Origin of the sequence: Oscillibacter sp. UBA6647 (assembly GCA_002455655.1) — a bacterium.
Taxonomy (GTDB): domain Bacteria; phylum Bacillota; class Clostridia; order Oscillospirales; family Oscillospiraceae; genus Oscillibacter.
The window spans coordinates 31,177-45,911 of record DKLF01000077.1 but is presented as its reverse complement, the minus strand read 5'-3'; the positions used below and the strand labels follow the sequence as shown (position 1 = coordinate 45,911).

Annotated in this window: 18 protein-coding genes; 7 read left to right on the top strand and 11 right to left on the bottom strand. The window is 57.9% G+C overall.

Annotated elements, in window-relative coordinates; genetic code table 11:
* Nucleotides 1-350, bottom strand: a 350-nt coding sequence (locus B2W96_RS05915; RefSeq protein ID WP_293009364.1) for a cyclic nucleotide-binding domain-containing protein, incomplete at its 3' end; no start/stop codon positions are given.
* A 190-nt stretch (nt 351-540) separates the two neighbouring features.
* Between B2W96_RS05915 and B2W96_RS05910 the strand changes: the two genes are divergently transcribed.
* Entirely contained in the window at nt 541-990 is a 450-nt protein-coding gene (locus tag B2W96_RS05910; RefSeq protein ID WP_293009363.1) for a CBS domain-containing protein, read from the top strand.
* 205 nt (nt 991-1,195) lie between these two features.
* Here the strand turns inward: B2W96_RS05910 and B2W96_RS05905 are convergent, their stop codons facing one another.
* The 4 genes from B2W96_RS05905 to B2W96_RS05890 all read right to left on the bottom strand — a co-directional run bounded on the left by B2W96_RS05905 (nt 1,196) and on the right by B2W96_RS05890 (nt 4,940).
* The gene (locus B2W96_RS05905; protein ID WP_293009362.1) at nt 1,196-1,696 is read right to left on the bottom strand and encodes a hypothetical protein; all 501 of its coding nucleotides are present in this window, start codon (nt 1,694-1,696) and stop codon (nt 1,196-1,198) included.
* Nucleotides 1,693-2,613, bottom strand: a complete 921-nt coding sequence (locus tag B2W96_RS05900) for a M56 family metallopeptidase (protein ID WP_293009361.1) — start codon at nt 2,611-2,613, stop codon at nt 1,693-1,695. The genes B2W96_RS05905 and B2W96_RS05900 overlap by 4 nt, the downstream gene beginning before the upstream one ends.
* Nucleotides 2,614-2,616: 3 nt before the next feature.
* On the bottom strand, nt 2,617-2,982 hold the full coding sequence (locus tag B2W96_RS05895) for a BlaI/MecI/CopY family transcriptional regulator (protein WP_293009360.1): 366 nt from the start codon (nt 2,980-2,982) through the stop codon (nt 2,617-2,619).
* A 179-nt stretch (nt 2,983-3,161) separates the two neighbouring features.
* Nucleotides 3,162-4,940, bottom strand: coding sequence for an ABC-F family ATP-binding cassette domain-containing protein (locus B2W96_RS05890; RefSeq protein WP_293009359.1), 1,779 nt, complete (start codon nt 4,938-4,940; stop codon nt 3,162-3,164).
* 229 nt (nt 4,941-5,169) lie between these two features.
* On the opposite strand from B2W96_RS05890, the gene B2W96_RS05885 reads away from it, so the two are divergent.
* Nucleotides 5,170-6,087 (top strand): RluA family pseudouridine synthase, encoded by a 918-nt coding sequence (locus B2W96_RS05885; protein WP_293009358.1) that lies wholly within the window; start codon nt 5,170-5,172, stop codon nt 6,085-6,087.
* A gap of 37 nt (nt 6,088-6,124) precedes the next feature.
* Here B2W96_RS05885 and B2W96_RS05880 read toward each other — a convergent pair whose 3' ends face one another.
* Together B2W96_RS05880 and B2W96_RS05875 are read right to left on the bottom strand one after the other, a co-directional pair.
* A complete protein-coding gene (locus B2W96_RS05880; protein ID WP_293009357.1) occupies nt 6,125-7,210 on the bottom strand; it encodes a metal ABC transporter substrate-binding protein in 1,086 nt (361 codons plus the stop codon).
* 358 nt (nt 7,211-7,568) lie between these two features.
* Nucleotides 7,569-8,726, bottom strand: coding sequence for an FtsW/RodA/SpoVE family cell cycle protein (locus B2W96_RS05875; protein ID WP_293009356.1), 1,158 nt, complete (start codon nt 8,724-8,726; stop codon nt 7,569-7,571).
* Between the two features lie 203 nt (nt 8,727-8,929).
* Here B2W96_RS05875 and tsaE point away from each other — a divergent pair, with 203 nt between their 5' ends.
* Genes tsaE through upp form a run of 3 tightly spaced genes read left to right on the top strand, consistent with a single transcriptional unit; the run spans nt 8,930 to nt 10,694 of the window.
* Nucleotides 8,930-9,358 (top strand): tRNA (adenosine(37)-N6)-threonylcarbamoyltransferase complex ATPase subunit type 1 TsaE, encoded by a 429-nt coding sequence (gene tsaE / locus B2W96_RS05870; protein ID WP_293009355.1) that lies wholly within the window; start codon nt 8,930-8,932, stop codon nt 9,356-9,358.
* Nucleotides 9,355-10,065 carry a tRNA (adenosine(37)-N6)-threonylcarbamoyltransferase complex dimerization subunit type 1 TsaB gene (gene tsaB, locus B2W96_RS05865; protein ID WP_293009354.1) on the top strand — a complete coding sequence of 237 codons (711 nt, stop codon included), beginning with the start codon at nt 9,355-9,357 and terminating at the stop codon, nt 10,063-10,065. Before tsaE ends, tsaB begins: the two co-directional genes overlap by 4 nt.
* On the top strand, nt 10,062-10,694 hold the full coding sequence (upp, locus tag B2W96_RS05860) for a uracil phosphoribosyltransferase (RefSeq protein WP_293009353.1): 633 nt from the start codon (nt 10,062-10,064) through the stop codon (nt 10,692-10,694). Before tsaB ends, upp begins: the two co-directional genes overlap by 4 nt.
* Before the next feature lie 244 nt (nt 10,695-10,938).
* On the opposite strand, the gene B2W96_RS05855 is transcribed toward upp, so the two are convergent.
* The 4 genes from B2W96_RS05855 to B2W96_RS05840 form a co-directional block, all read right to left on the bottom strand.
* Complete coding sequence (locus tag B2W96_RS05855; protein ID WP_293009352.1) at nt 10,939-11,181, bottom strand: DUF3343 domain-containing protein; 243 nt, start codon at nt 11,179-11,181, stop codon at nt 10,939-10,941.
* Complete coding sequence (locus tag B2W96_RS05850; protein WP_293009351.1) at nt 11,178-11,381, bottom strand: sulfurtransferase TusA family protein; 204 nt, start codon at nt 11,379-11,381, stop codon at nt 11,178-11,180. The genes B2W96_RS05855 and B2W96_RS05850 overlap by 4 nt, the downstream gene beginning before the upstream one ends.
* Before the next feature lie 15 nt (nt 11,382-11,396).
* Nucleotides 11,397-12,512, bottom strand: coding sequence for a YedE family putative selenium transporter (gene yedE / locus B2W96_RS05845; RefSeq protein WP_293009350.1), 1,116 nt, complete (start codon nt 12,510-12,512; stop codon nt 11,397-11,399).
* A 184-nt stretch (nt 12,513-12,696) separates the two neighbouring features.
* Nucleotides 12,697-13,602: a selenium metabolism-associated LysR family transcriptional regulator gene (locus B2W96_RS05840; protein WP_293009349.1), complete on the bottom strand. Its 906-nt coding sequence runs from the start codon at nt 13,600-13,602 to the stop codon at nt 12,697-12,699.
* Nucleotides 13,603-13,890: 288 nt separating this feature from the next.
* On the opposite strand from B2W96_RS05840, the gene B2W96_RS05835 reads away from it, so the two are divergent.
* Both B2W96_RS05835 and B2W96_RS05830 read left to right on the top strand, forming a co-directional pair.
* Nucleotides 13,891-14,070 carry a hypothetical protein gene (locus B2W96_RS05835; RefSeq protein WP_293009348.1) on the top strand — a complete coding sequence of 60 codons (180 nt, stop codon included), beginning with the start codon at nt 13,891-13,893 and terminating at the stop codon, nt 14,068-14,070.
* Between the two features lie 87 nt (nt 14,071-14,157).
* Complete coding sequence (locus B2W96_RS05830) at nt 14,158-14,559, top strand: hypothetical protein (RefSeq protein ID WP_293009347.1); 402 nt, start codon at nt 14,158-14,160, stop codon at nt 14,557-14,559.
* The last annotated feature ends 176 nt before the right edge of the window (nt 14,560-14,735 follow it).

Below are 14,735 nucleotides of genomic sequence, written 5' to 3'. Positions count from 1 at the left end.
CGCTTTAATATGTGGGGAAAATCAATATACAGCACGTCACAGGCCGTCCGGCACACCACCTCCAGACTGTCGCTCACATCCCCGGAGAAGGCAAGACTGCGGCCAAAGACATTTCCGGCGGTGAGGTTTTCCAGAACTGTTGAAACCCCGTCCTCGTCAATGCGGATAAGAGAGGCCTCTCCCCGCTCCAGAATCCCCACCTGCTCCCCGGCGCGGCTGAAATCGTAGACTACTTCCTCGGGGCGATAGCTCTTTTGCACCGCCTGAAAGCAGTTAAGCATGGCAAGATAATTCTCGTAGCTGATTCCTTCAAAAATCGGGCTTCCCTCCAATTCCTCTTTTGACAGCATGAGAGTGCCTCCCTTTTAATTTTGTTGCATTTATCACATTTTAACATAAATTGTTGCCATTGTAAAGTTTCTTTTCCCGGTCAATGCAATTTAAAAATTTGTTCATCATTCACAGGTAAAAATCGGTTATAGTAAACTTACAAATTCCGGCACACCGTTGCCAGAATAAAAAATGAAGAGAGGTATGCGTGTGAACATCGCTTATTTCCTGACGCCGAAGAACAGCGTGTCCTATCTGTATGACGATTTCACGTTTCGTCAGGGTCTGGAAAAAATGCGGCGGCATGGCTACTCCGCCATTCCCGTCATCGCACGGGACGGAACCTATATCGGCACCGTCAGCGAGGGCGATTTCCTCTGGCGGCTGCTGGACGTGGAGGACGCGCAGGACGGGGTTTTTACCAAAAAGACGGCAGAAAAGCTGTTTGTGCAGGACCTTCTCCGGGACAATACTTATACAGCCGTCCCCATCACCGCTTCTATCGAGCATCTGCTCTCTCTGGCCCTGAATCAGAATTTTATTCCGGTGGTGGACGACCTGGGGAAGTTTATCGGCATCGTCACCCGGAAGGACATTCTCAGCCGCCTTTCCCAAAGCGCCGAATTTGCGGTGGGACCCCAGCTTCAAAGAATTGTCTGAGCTTATCCCATCTCGCGGCGAGGCGCATAAAAGAACTGCGCCGGGAGAGGGACAACCTCCCCCCCCTACGAGTATCACAGCGCAAAACAGCCCGGACCTGATTGGGTCCGGGCTGTTTTCTTTCCGATTTTTCCGGTTGCTCCCGGGGCAGGAAAGTGAAGCGGTTCAAACTGCGGCGGTAAGCAGATACTCTATCCGCTTCGGCTTACACGCGACCGCCAATATCAATTGTTGTCTCCACCTCATCTCCGCTGGCAGCAAGAATTGTCACAATCAGTTCTGTTCCGCCTTCTGAAAACGCAAGCTCCCTGATGTACCCGCCGTCCTCCGGCAACTCCACGGACGCAAGATACCTGCCCTCGTAATCATAGATATCGGACCAGAAGGAGTAGACCGCCGTTGTGAGATCATCGCCCCGCCAGATAAGATCCGTGCCTGCAAAATCCTTTATAAACTGTTCCGCTTCGGTGTCAAACACACAGTAGATCAAGTTTTTCGGCCCCGTATAACCCTCGACAACGATATATTTTCCAACCGGATATTGGCCCGTCAGCGCATTGATGGACTGATTGCGATCCGCCAGGTCGTAGTCCACGCCGTGATAGGTAAAGATGCTTGAAAAGATGATTTCTCCATCCCTGTCGGGTAAAGACGCTTGCTCCGTCTCCGCCAGCATCGCCGCCGTTTCCTTTTTCGGGTTCGTCAAAAGCACACAGCCACGGCTACGCAGGTGCATACAGACACTGCGACGACCCAAAACGCCGGTCTTTTATAGTGCAGAACGGATTGAATCCGTTCCTTCACCCCCACCTCGCCAAAGGCCAGCGGGCAGGCCATCCTCTTTTTGCCCGAAACGCTGCACGAAAGCAGCGCCTCGGAATAGGCAATTCTGTCGCCTTTTTCCATTGAACAAACAACCTTTTCATCACAGGCCAACTCAATGTCTCGGCAAAACAGGCCGTATGCCAGCCATATGAGAGGATGAAACCAATACACCGCCAGAAGCAGAAATCCCAGCGGCTTCCACCAGTGGTCCCGGCGTTTCAGATGTGCCAGTTCGTGGGCAATTATATAAGCCCGCTGCAATTCGTCCATGGCGGACGGAAGATAAATGCGGGGCCTTGCAATGCCCAAAAGAAACGGCGTTTTGATATCATCGCAAATCCAGATAGCATCTCGGACATGGAGCGACGGCTTTACCCGCCTGTACAGCTTCAGATAGCTGATTACTGCATACATCAGCATGACCGCTATCCCCGTAAGCCAAACCCATGGCAAAAGCTCCGTCAGCCCGCCGCCGGTGCCGCCCAGCTCCCCCGCGCTTTCGTAGGCATACTTCCCGAAATACGCGTTGAACGGCGCATCGATTGCATTTAAGCCCGAATTGATATCAAACGAACCGCCTGTAATCGCCGACCGGGAAACAGTCTGTGCGCTTGGAATCAGGCTGAACATACTCTCGAATGAAACCGGGCACACCAGCCGCAGGGCAACCACGGCCCACAAAGCGCAGGGCGCCCACTTAGGCGCTTTTTTCAGGAAAAAGCGCAGGGTAGCCACGGCCAGAATCAACCATCCTGCTGCGATGCTCCTATTCAGTATTTCGAGAAATACCGCGTCCATGGCTCACCCCTTTTCCACAGCATTGTCAATCATGCGGCGAATTTCCGTAGCCTCCCCTGCCGACAAGTCCTTTCTCCGGGTAAACGCCGCGATAAACGCCGGAAGTGAACCGTCAAAGGCGTCGTCCACAAACTGCCTGCTCTGCACCGCGTAAAACTCCTGCCGGGACAAAACGGATGCAACCGTGCCGCCCTCGTTTTTAAAAATTCCCCGGTCGCAGAGCTTGCGAAGCACCGTATAGGTGGTGGAGCGGTTCCATTTTAGCTCCCCCTCACACAGCTTCACCAGCTCCCGCGAGTGCAGCGGTTCGTTCTCCCAAATAATCTCCGCAAAACGGGACTCCACGGCCCCAATCTTTATTTCAGGCATAACGCGCCCCCTTTCATTTAGTCTATTCATAATAAACCAAATTCAGTTTACTCCCAATAAACCAGCCTGTCAACACAATTTTAAAACCCATCGCATTGCTGTTTTAATGAAAAAAAAGCTACGCTGCACACGGCTTTGGGCCGGGTACAGCGTAGGTTATAGGTTGACTGGGCGACGCGCTATTCCTGCGCGTCAATCCGCTCCTTCAGTTCGTTCAGATACATCCAGCGCTCGGTTTTTTCCTCCAGCGCCGCCTGCACCGTCCCCTGCCGCTCCGTCAGCGCCTGAAGCTTCACATAGTCACTGCCGCAATTCCCCATTTCGGCGGCTACGGCCTTCAATTCCTCCTCCAGCGCGGCCATCTCCCCGTCGATGCTCTCAAACTCCCGCTGTTCTTTAAAGGTAAACTTCAGCTTCTTTTCCCTCGGGCGGCGGCTGTCCTCCCGTTCGGCCTTCTCCGGGGCAGCGGGCCGCTCCTCTTCCTGCCGCTTGCGCGTATAGTCCGACCAGTTGCCCGTGTACCGCTCTACCCGGCCTTCCTCGCCCACGGCGAATATCTGCCCGGAAAGCCGGTCCAGGAAAAACCGATCGTGGGACACCGCAAGAACCGGGCCGGGAAAGGTGTCCAGATAATCCTCCAAAATGGAAAGGGTGGTCACGTCCAGATCGTTGGTCGGCTCGTCCAGCAGCAGCACGTTGGGCGCGGACATCAGGATGCTGAGCAGGTAAAGTCTTCGCCGCTCGCCGCCGGAGAGACGGCCCACAGGCACCGATTGCAGCTCCGGCGGAAATAGAAACCGCTCCATCATGTCCTTGGCGGAGAGGGTTCCTTCCTCCGTTTTTACCTCGTCGGAAATGCCCCGGATGAAGTCATACACCCGCTGGTTCAAATCCAGTTCCCGCCCCTCCTGCGAGAAAAAGCCGATTCGCACCGTAGCCCCCACGTCCACACTGCCGCTGTCCGGCGCCAGCTTCCCGGCGATCAGGTTCAGCAGGGTGGATTTACCCGCGCCGTTGCGGCCCACGATGCCGATGCGGTCGTCCCGCAGGACGCCGTAAGAAAAATGGGAGAGGACGGTTTTTCCGTCAAAGGCTTTGGACACATCGTCCAGTTCGATAATTTTCTTTCCCAGACGGCTTGAGGACGCAGACAGGCGCACGGCCTCGTCCGTCTCCGGCGCGTCCTGATCTTTCAAGGCTTCATACCGCTCAATCCGGTCCCGGCTCTTGGTGCTCCGGGCGCGGCAGCCCCGCATAATCCACTCCCGCTCCACCTTCAAAATCGCCTGCCGCTTCCGCTCTCCCGCCTGGGCGATCTCGGCGCGCTGCTCCTTCAGCTCCAGATATTTGGAGTAGTTCGCCTCGTAGTGATAAAGCTTGGCCCGGTCTACCTCGGTGATGTGATTCGCCACTCGCTCCAGAAAATACCGGTCATGGGTCACCATCACAAGGCCCCCGGTCCACCGGCGCAGCCGCTCCTCCAGCCAGGAAACCATCTCCGCATCCAGATGGTTCGTCGGCTCGTCCAGAATCAGCACATCCGCCGGGTGAATCAGCGCCGCCGCAAGGGCCACCCGCTTGCGCTGTCCGCCGGAAAGCGTGCCGATTTTCTGTTCTGTGTCCGAAATTCCCAGCCGGGTCAGCATAGATACCGCTTCATATTCGTTCAGCGCCCGAAACTCTTTGGGAAAGCTGAGAAATACCTGCTCCAGCACCGTGGCGCCGTCGTCCAGCTCGGGGTTCTGGGAAAGAAAGCTCACCTGCACGTTGGGATCCCGGCGCACCGTACCGCTGTCCGGCTCAATCACCCGGGCCAGCACCCGCAAAAAGGTGGACTTTCCGGTACCGTTCACGCCGATGACGCCCACTCGGTCGCCCTCGTTCAGATAAAAATTCACATCCTCCAACAACTGCCTGCCGCCAAAGTTGATGGACAGCCGTTCCGCCGAGATCAGCATAGGGTCCTCCTTCAAGGCCCGGACACAAGGTCCGCACCGTTTGTTTTCTTTTTTATTTTACTACACCCGGCCCCATCGCGCAAGCCGGGTCTGCTTGCCCTGCCGCCCGGCGTATGCTAAAATAGCCTAGAAGCCATTTTTTTCAGCTTTCAGCCGTGTTTTTTAGCCTTGCGGCAATTCATTATCACCCCGCGGCGGATTTTACCGCCGGAGGAAGGGAGCGCAAGCCATGCCCTATGTTTCCCACCGCGTTCTGGATGCGGAGGCCGATCTCACCGTCCGCCATGTTCTAAAGCAAAAGCTGCACTTTTCTTCCCATGCTATCTCCCGCCTGACCCGCGCTGAGGGGGGCATTCTGGTAAACGGGCAGCCCGCCCGCACCACCTTCGTCCTTTCCCCCGGCGACACGGTGAGCGCCGAAAGCGGGGACGTCCGCCCCCAGCGCGAGGCCCCCGTGCCGGGACCGTGGCTTCTGCCGGTGGTTTGGGAGGACGAGCACCTTTTGGTTGTCAACAAGCCTGCGGGCATGACGGCCCACGTATCCAATTTCCTGCCGGACACCCCCACCGTGGCAGGGGCTCTGGCCTACTCCCGTGGAACGGACTTCATTTTCCACGCGGTAAACCGTTTGGACAAGGGTACCACGGGGCTGATGGCGGTTGCCAAAAGCGGCCACGTTCACGATCTGCTGCGCAAAACGCTTCACTCTGGAAATTTTTTTCGGGAATACAGGGCCGTGTGCGTGGGGACTCCCCAGCCAGCCGAGGGAAGCATTGACCTGCCCATCGGACGGGATGAAACCTCCGCCGTGCGCCGAACAGTCCGCCCCGACGGACAGGCCGCCGTCAGCCGGTATCAGGTTTTGGAGACACGGAACAGCTTATCCCTCCTGCGGCTGCTTCCCGAGACAGGGCGCACCCATCAACTCCGGGTCCACATGGCGGCGGTGGGCTGCCCTCTGGCGGGAGACTGGCTCTACGGTACGGAAGACCCAGACCTCATCGCCCGCCCGGCCCTTCACTCTTACCGGATGGCGCTGACCCATCCCATCACCGGCCAGCCGCTGGAGCTTTTCGTGCCCCTGCCGGAGGACATGGCCCGCCTGCTTGAGAAATCCGGACCCACAGACAAAGAACTGACAAAATAAACCGCCGGGAGACGAAGGTGTCCCCCGGCGGCCTTTTTTACTGCATGGTGGTTTTCAGCGTTTCCAGATTTCCTTCCATCAGCGTGAGATAGGTGGCTCCCGCGTCCATCTCCGCCTTGGAAACATTGTGGCAGCTATGGAACAGCGCGGTCTGCGCGCCGGTGGCTTCCGCGATGCTGTCCGCCACCAGATGGTTGGAAAATTCGATGTAGTACACCGTTCCAAGTTTTTCTTCCTTCACCTTCTCCGTCAAAAACGCAATGGTGGCGGCGGAAGGCTCGGTCTGGGTGCTGCATCCGGGGAAAGCGGCATAGCAGTTGATTCCGTATTCATCCGCAAAGTACCGCAGGGGGAAGCGGTCGCCAAACACCATGGTTTTATTGGAAACCGTTGCAAAGAAGTCCTCAAACTCCTTGTCCAGCGCCATCAGCTTTTCGGAATAGTCCGCCGCGTTGGCCCGATAATTCTCCGCATGCGCCGGGTCCAGCTCGGCCATTCGCTCACCGATGGCGGTGGTGATGGCGGCGGCGTTCACCGGGGAGGTCCACACATGCTCGTCGTACTCCAAAACCTGTCCGGCTTCGTTCTCGTCATGCTCGTCCTCATCGTTGGCGTGGACATCTTCATCGTGGTGCTCCGCGTCTTCGTCATGCGCATCCTCGTCGTGATCATGGTCGTCTCCGCTGTGGCTGTGGCCCTCCTCTGCGGTCATCCCCTCGATCTCAGCCTCTTCCTTCAGCTCCACGCTGTCCATCATTTTCATGCGGCTCACACCGTCGTCCACGGTCTTCAGAAGTGTCTCCACCCATGTGTCGGACTCGCCGCCCAGATACAAAAACAGATCGCTGCTTCCCACGTTCACGATATCCTTTGGCGTAGGCTCATAGCTGTGGCTCTCCGCCCCGGGGGGCAGCAGCAGCGTCACCTCCGCCAGATCGCCGCACACGGCCCGGGCAAAGTCATACGCGGGGAACACGGTGGTCGTCACCCGTAGCTTGGTTTCCTGCTCCTGAGAAGAGGCTGCGCCTCCCGCGCTTTGCGCGGCGCCCCCCGTCGCACCGCAGCCAGCCAGCACCGCTGCGGCGGACACCACCGCCAGCAGCTTTAACATATTTATCTTCAATGTAATGCTCCTTTCAATTTGAGAACGATTTTCATATTCGGAAGTATAGCACAGTCAAAATCAAAATGCAACCCCAAATTTTCCATCTTTTTGCTTTCAGAATGCAGACTTTTTCAAAGGACCCGGCTTCATCTGCGTGTCTTTTCCGTAATTATAGAAAGTGGGGACCTATCGCCCCTCCGCTTTCACATTTCACCCCCAGCACCTATGCTTTTGCGCTATTTTTGTGGTTTTCCGTAACAGTTTCGACTTGAGCGTTCCGGTTCGGATGTCTCCCCAAACGCTCCGAACGAAAAAGGACCCTGCGCTCCGCCAAAGCGGAGCGCAGGGTCCTTTTTTCCTTAATCAATCGCAGCCGCTATCGGTTCCAGTTCATCAACGCCCGCTTTTTCACACCTGAGACGATGCCCATGGCGGTATACAACGTAACAATAGAGGAGCCTCCATAGCTGAAAAAGGGCAGCGTCAGTCCGATGACGGGCATGACAAACAGGCACATACCGATGTTTTCCACCGTCTGGAAAATCAGCATTCCCGCGATGCCTACACACACCAGCCGGGCATAATCCGTGGTGGCCCGGCGGGCCACCCACAGGCAGCGCAGGATAATCGCCGTCAGCAGCACAATCACCAGGAGACACCCGAAAAAGCCCAGCTCCTCGCCAATCATGGCGAAGATAAAGTCCGTATGCCGCTCCGGCAGAGCGCCCCGGCCCGCCTGAGTCTGGGTCCCCTGAAACAGCCCCTGCCCGAACCATCCGCCGCTGCCCAGCGCCAGCAGTCCGCGGGTCTGCTGCCAACCAACGCCCCGTGGGTCAAAGCTGTGGTCAAACAGCACGCGGAACCGGTCCGCCATGTGGGAGGGCAGCTTTCCCATAAAATACAGCGCCAGAACCCCTGCCGCCATTCCCCCGCCGCCGAGGATAAACCACCGCCACGCAACCCCCGCCACCAGCGCGACGCACACAAAAATGAACACATAAACCAGCGCGCTTCCCATGTCGCTGGACACCACGTAAATCAGCCCCACCATAAAGAGGAGGTGGCCCGTGGGCCCCGCCACACTGCCAAGGCTCTTTAGCTCCCGCCGCCGCTCCTTCACCCATTCAAGCTGCTTGGACAGAAGAATGATGAAGGCAATCTTCACCACCTCCGCCGGCTGGATGGAAAAGGGCACATGGGGAATCTCCAGCCACGCCCGGTTTCCATTCCGTACGACGCCCAACGGCGTTCGCAGCAGCAGGAGAAGTACCACGCTGGCCGCCAGGATGAGCTTCCAGTGCTTCACCAAAAGCTCCACATTCACCATGGACAGCAGCACGTAGGCAACAAGACCAATCAGCATGGCCGCGCCCTGAACACCTACAAATCGAATCATACTGCCGGTCCCCATGTATCGGGTGGCACTGGCAATCAGCACCATTCCAAACAGAGTACACCCGCAGCAAAGGCCCAGCAGAACCAAATCAGCCTGCTGAAAAAAATCGGACAGTGTGGCGCGAAGACGGTTGAACATGGCAGCTCCTATCAGAAAAACCGTGATTTTACAGAGTATATAGTATACCACAGGAGGTACGGCGTGTAAACCAATGAAATTTGTTTTTACACGGAGAAAAAACTGTGCTATACTATTTCCGGTAATTTTTTAGGGCACGTCCACCGCATTTTTGGCCAAGGCCGAAAATTGCGCGGCGGCGTTCCGGGAGAGGAGGCGGAAAAATGGAGTATCTGTCCCACAGCGAGGCCGAGACGGAGGCCATCGGCGAGGCGCTTGGAAAGCGTCTGTCACCGGGAACCGTGCTGGCCTTCCAAGGAGAGCTGGGCATGGGGAAAACGGCGTTTACCCGGGGGCTTGCCCGGGGACTTGGCTGTACGGGCCGGGTCACAAGCCCCACCTTCACCATTGTCAACGAATACGAGGGCCGCATCCCTCTGTTTCACTTCGATATGTACCGCCTGCCGGACTCCGACGCGCTGTTTGACATCGGCTGGGAGGATTACCCGGGCCGGGGCGGCGTGTGCGCCGTGGAGTGGAGCGAGCGGGTGGAGGACGCGCTGCCGGAGGACACGGTGTGGGTTCGATTTTCCCGCCGTCCGGAGAGCGACGACTGGCGCGGCATTACGGTGGAGGGAGTGGACGGCTTTTGAAAATTTTAGCGCTGGAAACCTCCGCCAAGGCATGCTCTGCCGCCGTGACGGAGGACGGGCAGGTGCTGGCCTCCTGTTATCAGAACACCGGGCTGACCCACAGCCGGACTCTGATGCCCATGGTGGAATCTTTACTGAAAAACGCGGATCTAAGCGTGGCTGATTTGGGCCTGATTGCCGTGGCCGCCGGGCCGGGGTCCTTTACCGGCATCCGCATCGGCGTGGCTGCCGCAAAGGGGCTGGCCTTCGCCGCAAATCTTCCGGCCGCAGGCGTTTCCACGCTGTACGCCATGGCGCTGGGGCTGAGCCATATGAATGGCCTGATTGTCTGCGCCATGGACGCCCGCCGGGCGCAAGTCTACAACGCCCTGTTTGAAGCGAAAGACGGCAAGCTCACCCGTCTGCGTGAGGACCGGGCCATCGGCCTTGCGGATTTGGCCGAGGAACTGCGCAGCGACCCCCGCCCGCTCATTGCCGTGGGCGACGGCGGCGCTCTGTGCCAGCGAGCACTGGAGGAGGCGGGAATCTCCTGCGCCTTAGCACCTGCAAGGCAGGTGCATCAACACGCCGTGGGCGTGGCCCTTGCCGCCGGAGAACTGGCCGAAGCGGGCGCACTGACCACAGCCCAGAATCTTTCCCCCGTATATCTGCGCCCCGCTCAGGCGGAGCGGCTGCGAGACAGAATAAAGAAGGAGAACGCGACATGAACGACAACACCCACATTCTGAACCATCCTCTGCTTCAGCACAAGCTGACCATCCTGCGCAACAAGGACACCAGCACCAAGGACTTCCGGGAGCTGGTGTGCGAAATTGCCATGCTGATGACCTACGAGGCCACTCGCGACCTGCCTCTGGAGGATGTGGAGGTGGAAACCCCCGTGGCCCCCGGCATTTTCAAGACTCTGGCGGGCAAGAAGCTTGCCATTGTGCCCATTCTGCGGGCGGGCCTCGGCATGGTGGACGGCGTTTTGAAAATGATTCCCGCCGCCCGGGTTGGGCATATCGGCCTGTTCCGGGACCCGGAAACGCTGGAGCCGGTGAAGTATTACTGCAAAATGCCCGCCGACATCGCCGAGCGGGACGTGATCATCGTGGACCCCATGCTTGCCACCGGCGGCTCCGCCTCCGCCGCCATCACCTTTATGAAGGAATACGGCTGCAAGCATATTAAGCTGATGGACGTGCTTGCAGCGCCGGAGGGCATCAAGCGCGTGGAAAAAGACCATCCCGATGTGGAAATCTATATTGCCGCTCTGGACGACCACCTGAACGACCACGGCTATATTGTCCCCGGTCTTGGAGACGCGGGGGACCGGATTTTCGGCACCAAGTAATTTCCGGCACAGTTCGGATGGCCTAAAATATCCGCTTTTATGTCTTTGGCAAAATTTGATTACCCTCCATTTGCTGAAAAGGGGTCCCGCCGTTTCAAAACGGCGAGACCCCTTTTTGCAGCTTAAAGCAGTTCCAAAACGGCCAAAGGTACCCCTGGAAAGCCTTTAAATTCCACGGCAACACACAAAGCCGCCAAAGCTGACGGGCTGCTCCAATTTCCCCAAAAGCCATGTCCGCCGCGCGTCACGCGTTTTTGATCAGCACGATGTATTGCTCCTCCGCCTCCAGCGTGCAGACCTGCTCCATGTCCACATCCATATCCGAAAGGCAGGGGTCCTCAGCCTCGTAGCGCACACAGGTGCCGCAGGAGGAGCTGAGCTTCCGGGGCGTGGGCATCATCTTGGCGGAAACCCCCCGATTCGCCAGAGCGCGGGCGGTGGTCAGCGCCGACAGATGGGTGTGAAACGTGGCGACGTAGCAGCTCATTTCTTGAGCAGCAGGCGGAAGTCCCGGCCCTCCGGCGTCACGGACACCTGATAGCCGCTGCCGCCCGCATAGCGGGTCACGTTTTCCACGGAGCACTGGTTGTCTACCAACACCTCCAGCTCCGCAGGACTGCTCTGCTTCACCTCTTTTTGCACCATCACCACAGGGGTGGGGCAGGAATAGCCTCTTGCGTCAATCATTTTCAATTCCTCCTCTTATACCGCCGTCGTCTGCCGGGCGGCAACTTTTTCCTCTTTCGGCAGGTTTACCACGGAAATCACGGCCAGCACCGCAAAGCCCAGAAGCACCGCGACCTTGCCGGTGCTGGAGATTCCACCCACCACCAGCTCCTTGGCCTCGTTCAGCGCGTCGGGATTGCCAGCCAGACCAAAGTTGTGGGCCAGCGCGCCGCCCACGATCATTCCGAACACGGTGACAGCAGAATCGCCGTTGCCCTCACCGGCCAGAATCAACTGGCGCAGCGGGCAGCCGCCCAGTAGCACAGAACCCCAGCCCACCAGCGTCATGCCCAGCAGATTCCAAAGATGGCTGCTATGGGCCACAGGCTGGAGCGTAAAGCCGAAGTGGAAATTCCCATTGATTAGGTTGCCCACCAGCACCACAAGAAAAATGGCAATGAAGCCGTACAGCAGCTTGAAATCCTGAAACAGCAGCGCATCCCGGATACCGCCCACGGTGCACAGTCTGGCCCGCTGAGCAAGCGCGCCCACCGCCAGCGCAACCACCAGCGCAATCAGCGCGGGCGCGTGTTTAGAGCCGGGGCCCTCCTCGCTGAACTTCAGCAGAGAGGGAACCGCCAGCAGAATCAGAAGCAGCCCCGCCATCACGGCGGGCAACACGCCGCCCTCGGCCCGGCCCACCTCATAGGCCCGTTTCAAAGAGAAGCCCCGCTTGAGGAACTGCACGCCCACCAGAATGCCCAGCGTGAAGCCCACAAGGCCCACAATCGCGTTGGCATCTCCGCCGCCAAGGCGCAGCACCATCCGCAGCGGGCAGCCCAAAAATGCCAGCGCGCCGATCATGACAAAGATTCCCAGAACAAACCGCGTGGCAGGAGAGGATCCCGCCTTTGCCCGGAATTCCTTCCCGGCCACGGACATGATGAACGCGCCCAGCACCAGTCCGATGACCTCGGGACGGGCATACTGCACCTTGGCCGCACCGTGAAGTCCCACCGCGCCGGCAATGTCCCGCAGGAAGCAGGCAATACAAAAGCCCATGTTGGCGGGGTTTCCCAGCATTGTCAGCGCCACCGCCGCCAGACCCACCAGTCCGCCGGCAGCCACCACAACCCAATTCACCTTTTTCATTTCAACTCTCCCAGCTATACAAAATTTCCGTATTTTTCCACGGTTCTTGGAATTTATTATAAAATAGTTCCTTAGGAAAGGCCAATCTTTGTTTACAATTTCGCAATAGTTACTATCGTTTTTTACGATAGTCTGCGTTTTTGGGTAAAAATACGGAGAGCGGCACACGTCCGCTCTCCGTATTTTATCTTTTCAGCTCCGCCTTCAGGTAGCTCACAAACGCCTGCTCCGTCCGGCTGAGACTCACATCCCTGCGCCAGACGAGATAAATCCGCCGGGAAAAGCCTTCCTCGTCCAGCTCAAAGGTCAGCAGCCGACCGGCCTCCGCCTCTTCCCGCACGGACAGCTCCGACATCACAGAAACGCCCATTCCCCCCGCCACACTGCGGCGGATGGCCTCTGGATTGTCCATACAGGCAACAACATGCAGTTTCTCCGGCAGAATGCCGTGCTTTCTCCAATACGTGTCCGCGGCCTGACGGGTGCCGGAGGTCTCCTCCCGGATGATGAAGGGCTCTTCTACCATGTCCCGTCCGCAGGTCCCCCGGGCCTTCAAGGCCTGAAACCGTTCCGTGACGGCGGTGACCAGCACCAGCCGGTCCTCGCACAGGGTCTGGCAGGCAAAGGTCCGCCGATCCGGCGCGGCGCCCACCACGCCGATGCGCACCTCGCCCTGACTCAAAAGGCTGTGAACCTGCGCGCTATCCCCTCTGCGGAGAAGGAATCGGCTTTCCCCGTGGCGCTGGAGAAAGCCGGAGAGCAGCCCCGGCAGCAAATACTGGGCCGGAACCGTGGATGCGCCAACGCTCAACTCCACCCTACCCTCCGCCGCCATGGGGTCCTGCAACAGGCGGCAGCGGTCCAGAATGTCCCGCGCCGCACCATAAACCCTGCGCCCCTCCTCCGTCAGCGTCAGCTTGCGCCGTGCGCCCCGCAGAATCAGTTGAACGCCCATGGCCTCTTCCAGCGCAAGAATATGCGCGCTGACGGTGGACTGCGTGAGGTAAAGCTCCTCCGCCGCTCTGGTAAAGCTGCCGTATTCCGCCGTGGCGGTGAACGCTTCCAGTTGTTTCAAATTGATTCTCAGCATATCCATCCTCACAATCCCGGCGGGCACATCTCCCGTCCGGACAATCCTGCTTTGCAAACCCGGGACCTTCCGGGCGCAAAGCAGGCGCACAAGCTTTCTGTCGCTCTATGATAGGGCTTTTTCCCCCTGACTGTCAACCCCTCACCGTTTTTCGACGAATTTCGCGGGAATTTTCCTATAGAATCAAGGTAGGCGCAACGCACGCGCCCGGGAGGAACTATGAAACCTCATCGGCGCCCACATAGACGCGCAGGCCGGGCGGCGCAACGCACGCGCCCGGGAGGAACTATGAAACGTATCTTTCATCTTCCGCCGCGCATGCGGCTTCTGCTGGGCGCTCTGGCCCTCGCGGCGGGCCTTTTTCTGTCGTGGGCCCTTTGTGGGATGGACGGGCTGGGTCTGCTGATTCTGTCCCCCTTTGCCGCCCTGTTTATCCGGCTGAATCCGGAACTATGGCGTGGCCAGTAGTCCTTTCCAGCGGAACTCAGGCTGCAAAATCTCCAAAACGCTGTGTTATTCCGCTCTGCACCGTCATAAAATACAGTGAGGAGAGGAGTGATTGCGGACGTGTTTACCCAGCTAATCAACCCCAGTGTGGACGCTTACAACATCGAAACGGGCACTTTTTTAGGCGAGGCCCGATTTTTGCCCACTCAGGAATCTGAAACGGCCCTTTTGGATTGGATTAACTACGGCGTCAAGCCAAAATCTCTCTTAATGCTGGAGTCAAATTTCGAGCCTTCCGAACAGTACACCCCCATTACTCCCAATCAGACTTATCGTCAAAAGGGTATTTTTAGGGCCTTGGTCAAGGAGGGCACCTCCGGACGGTGGTTCCCCATCGAGGCACGGATTACATACGACTGGCGGACAAGGAGCGCAGGTCCGGGACTTTATTTCAACAGCGTTGAATTTGACAACATTGAGATAGTGGATTTTACCGAATCTCTCTACTAACCTCTCCGCACCCGGCAAGGCCGCTTTGTCCCAAATGCCCGGAACGGCATACGTCCGCAATAAAAAGGCGCCGTCTTCGGACGGCGCGCTTTTTCATTGCCTCCGGTTTAGGGGCAAACGTGCGCACCCTGCATAAGATGGAACAGCGAGCTGTTCCTCCCGTCAATTTTAACAGA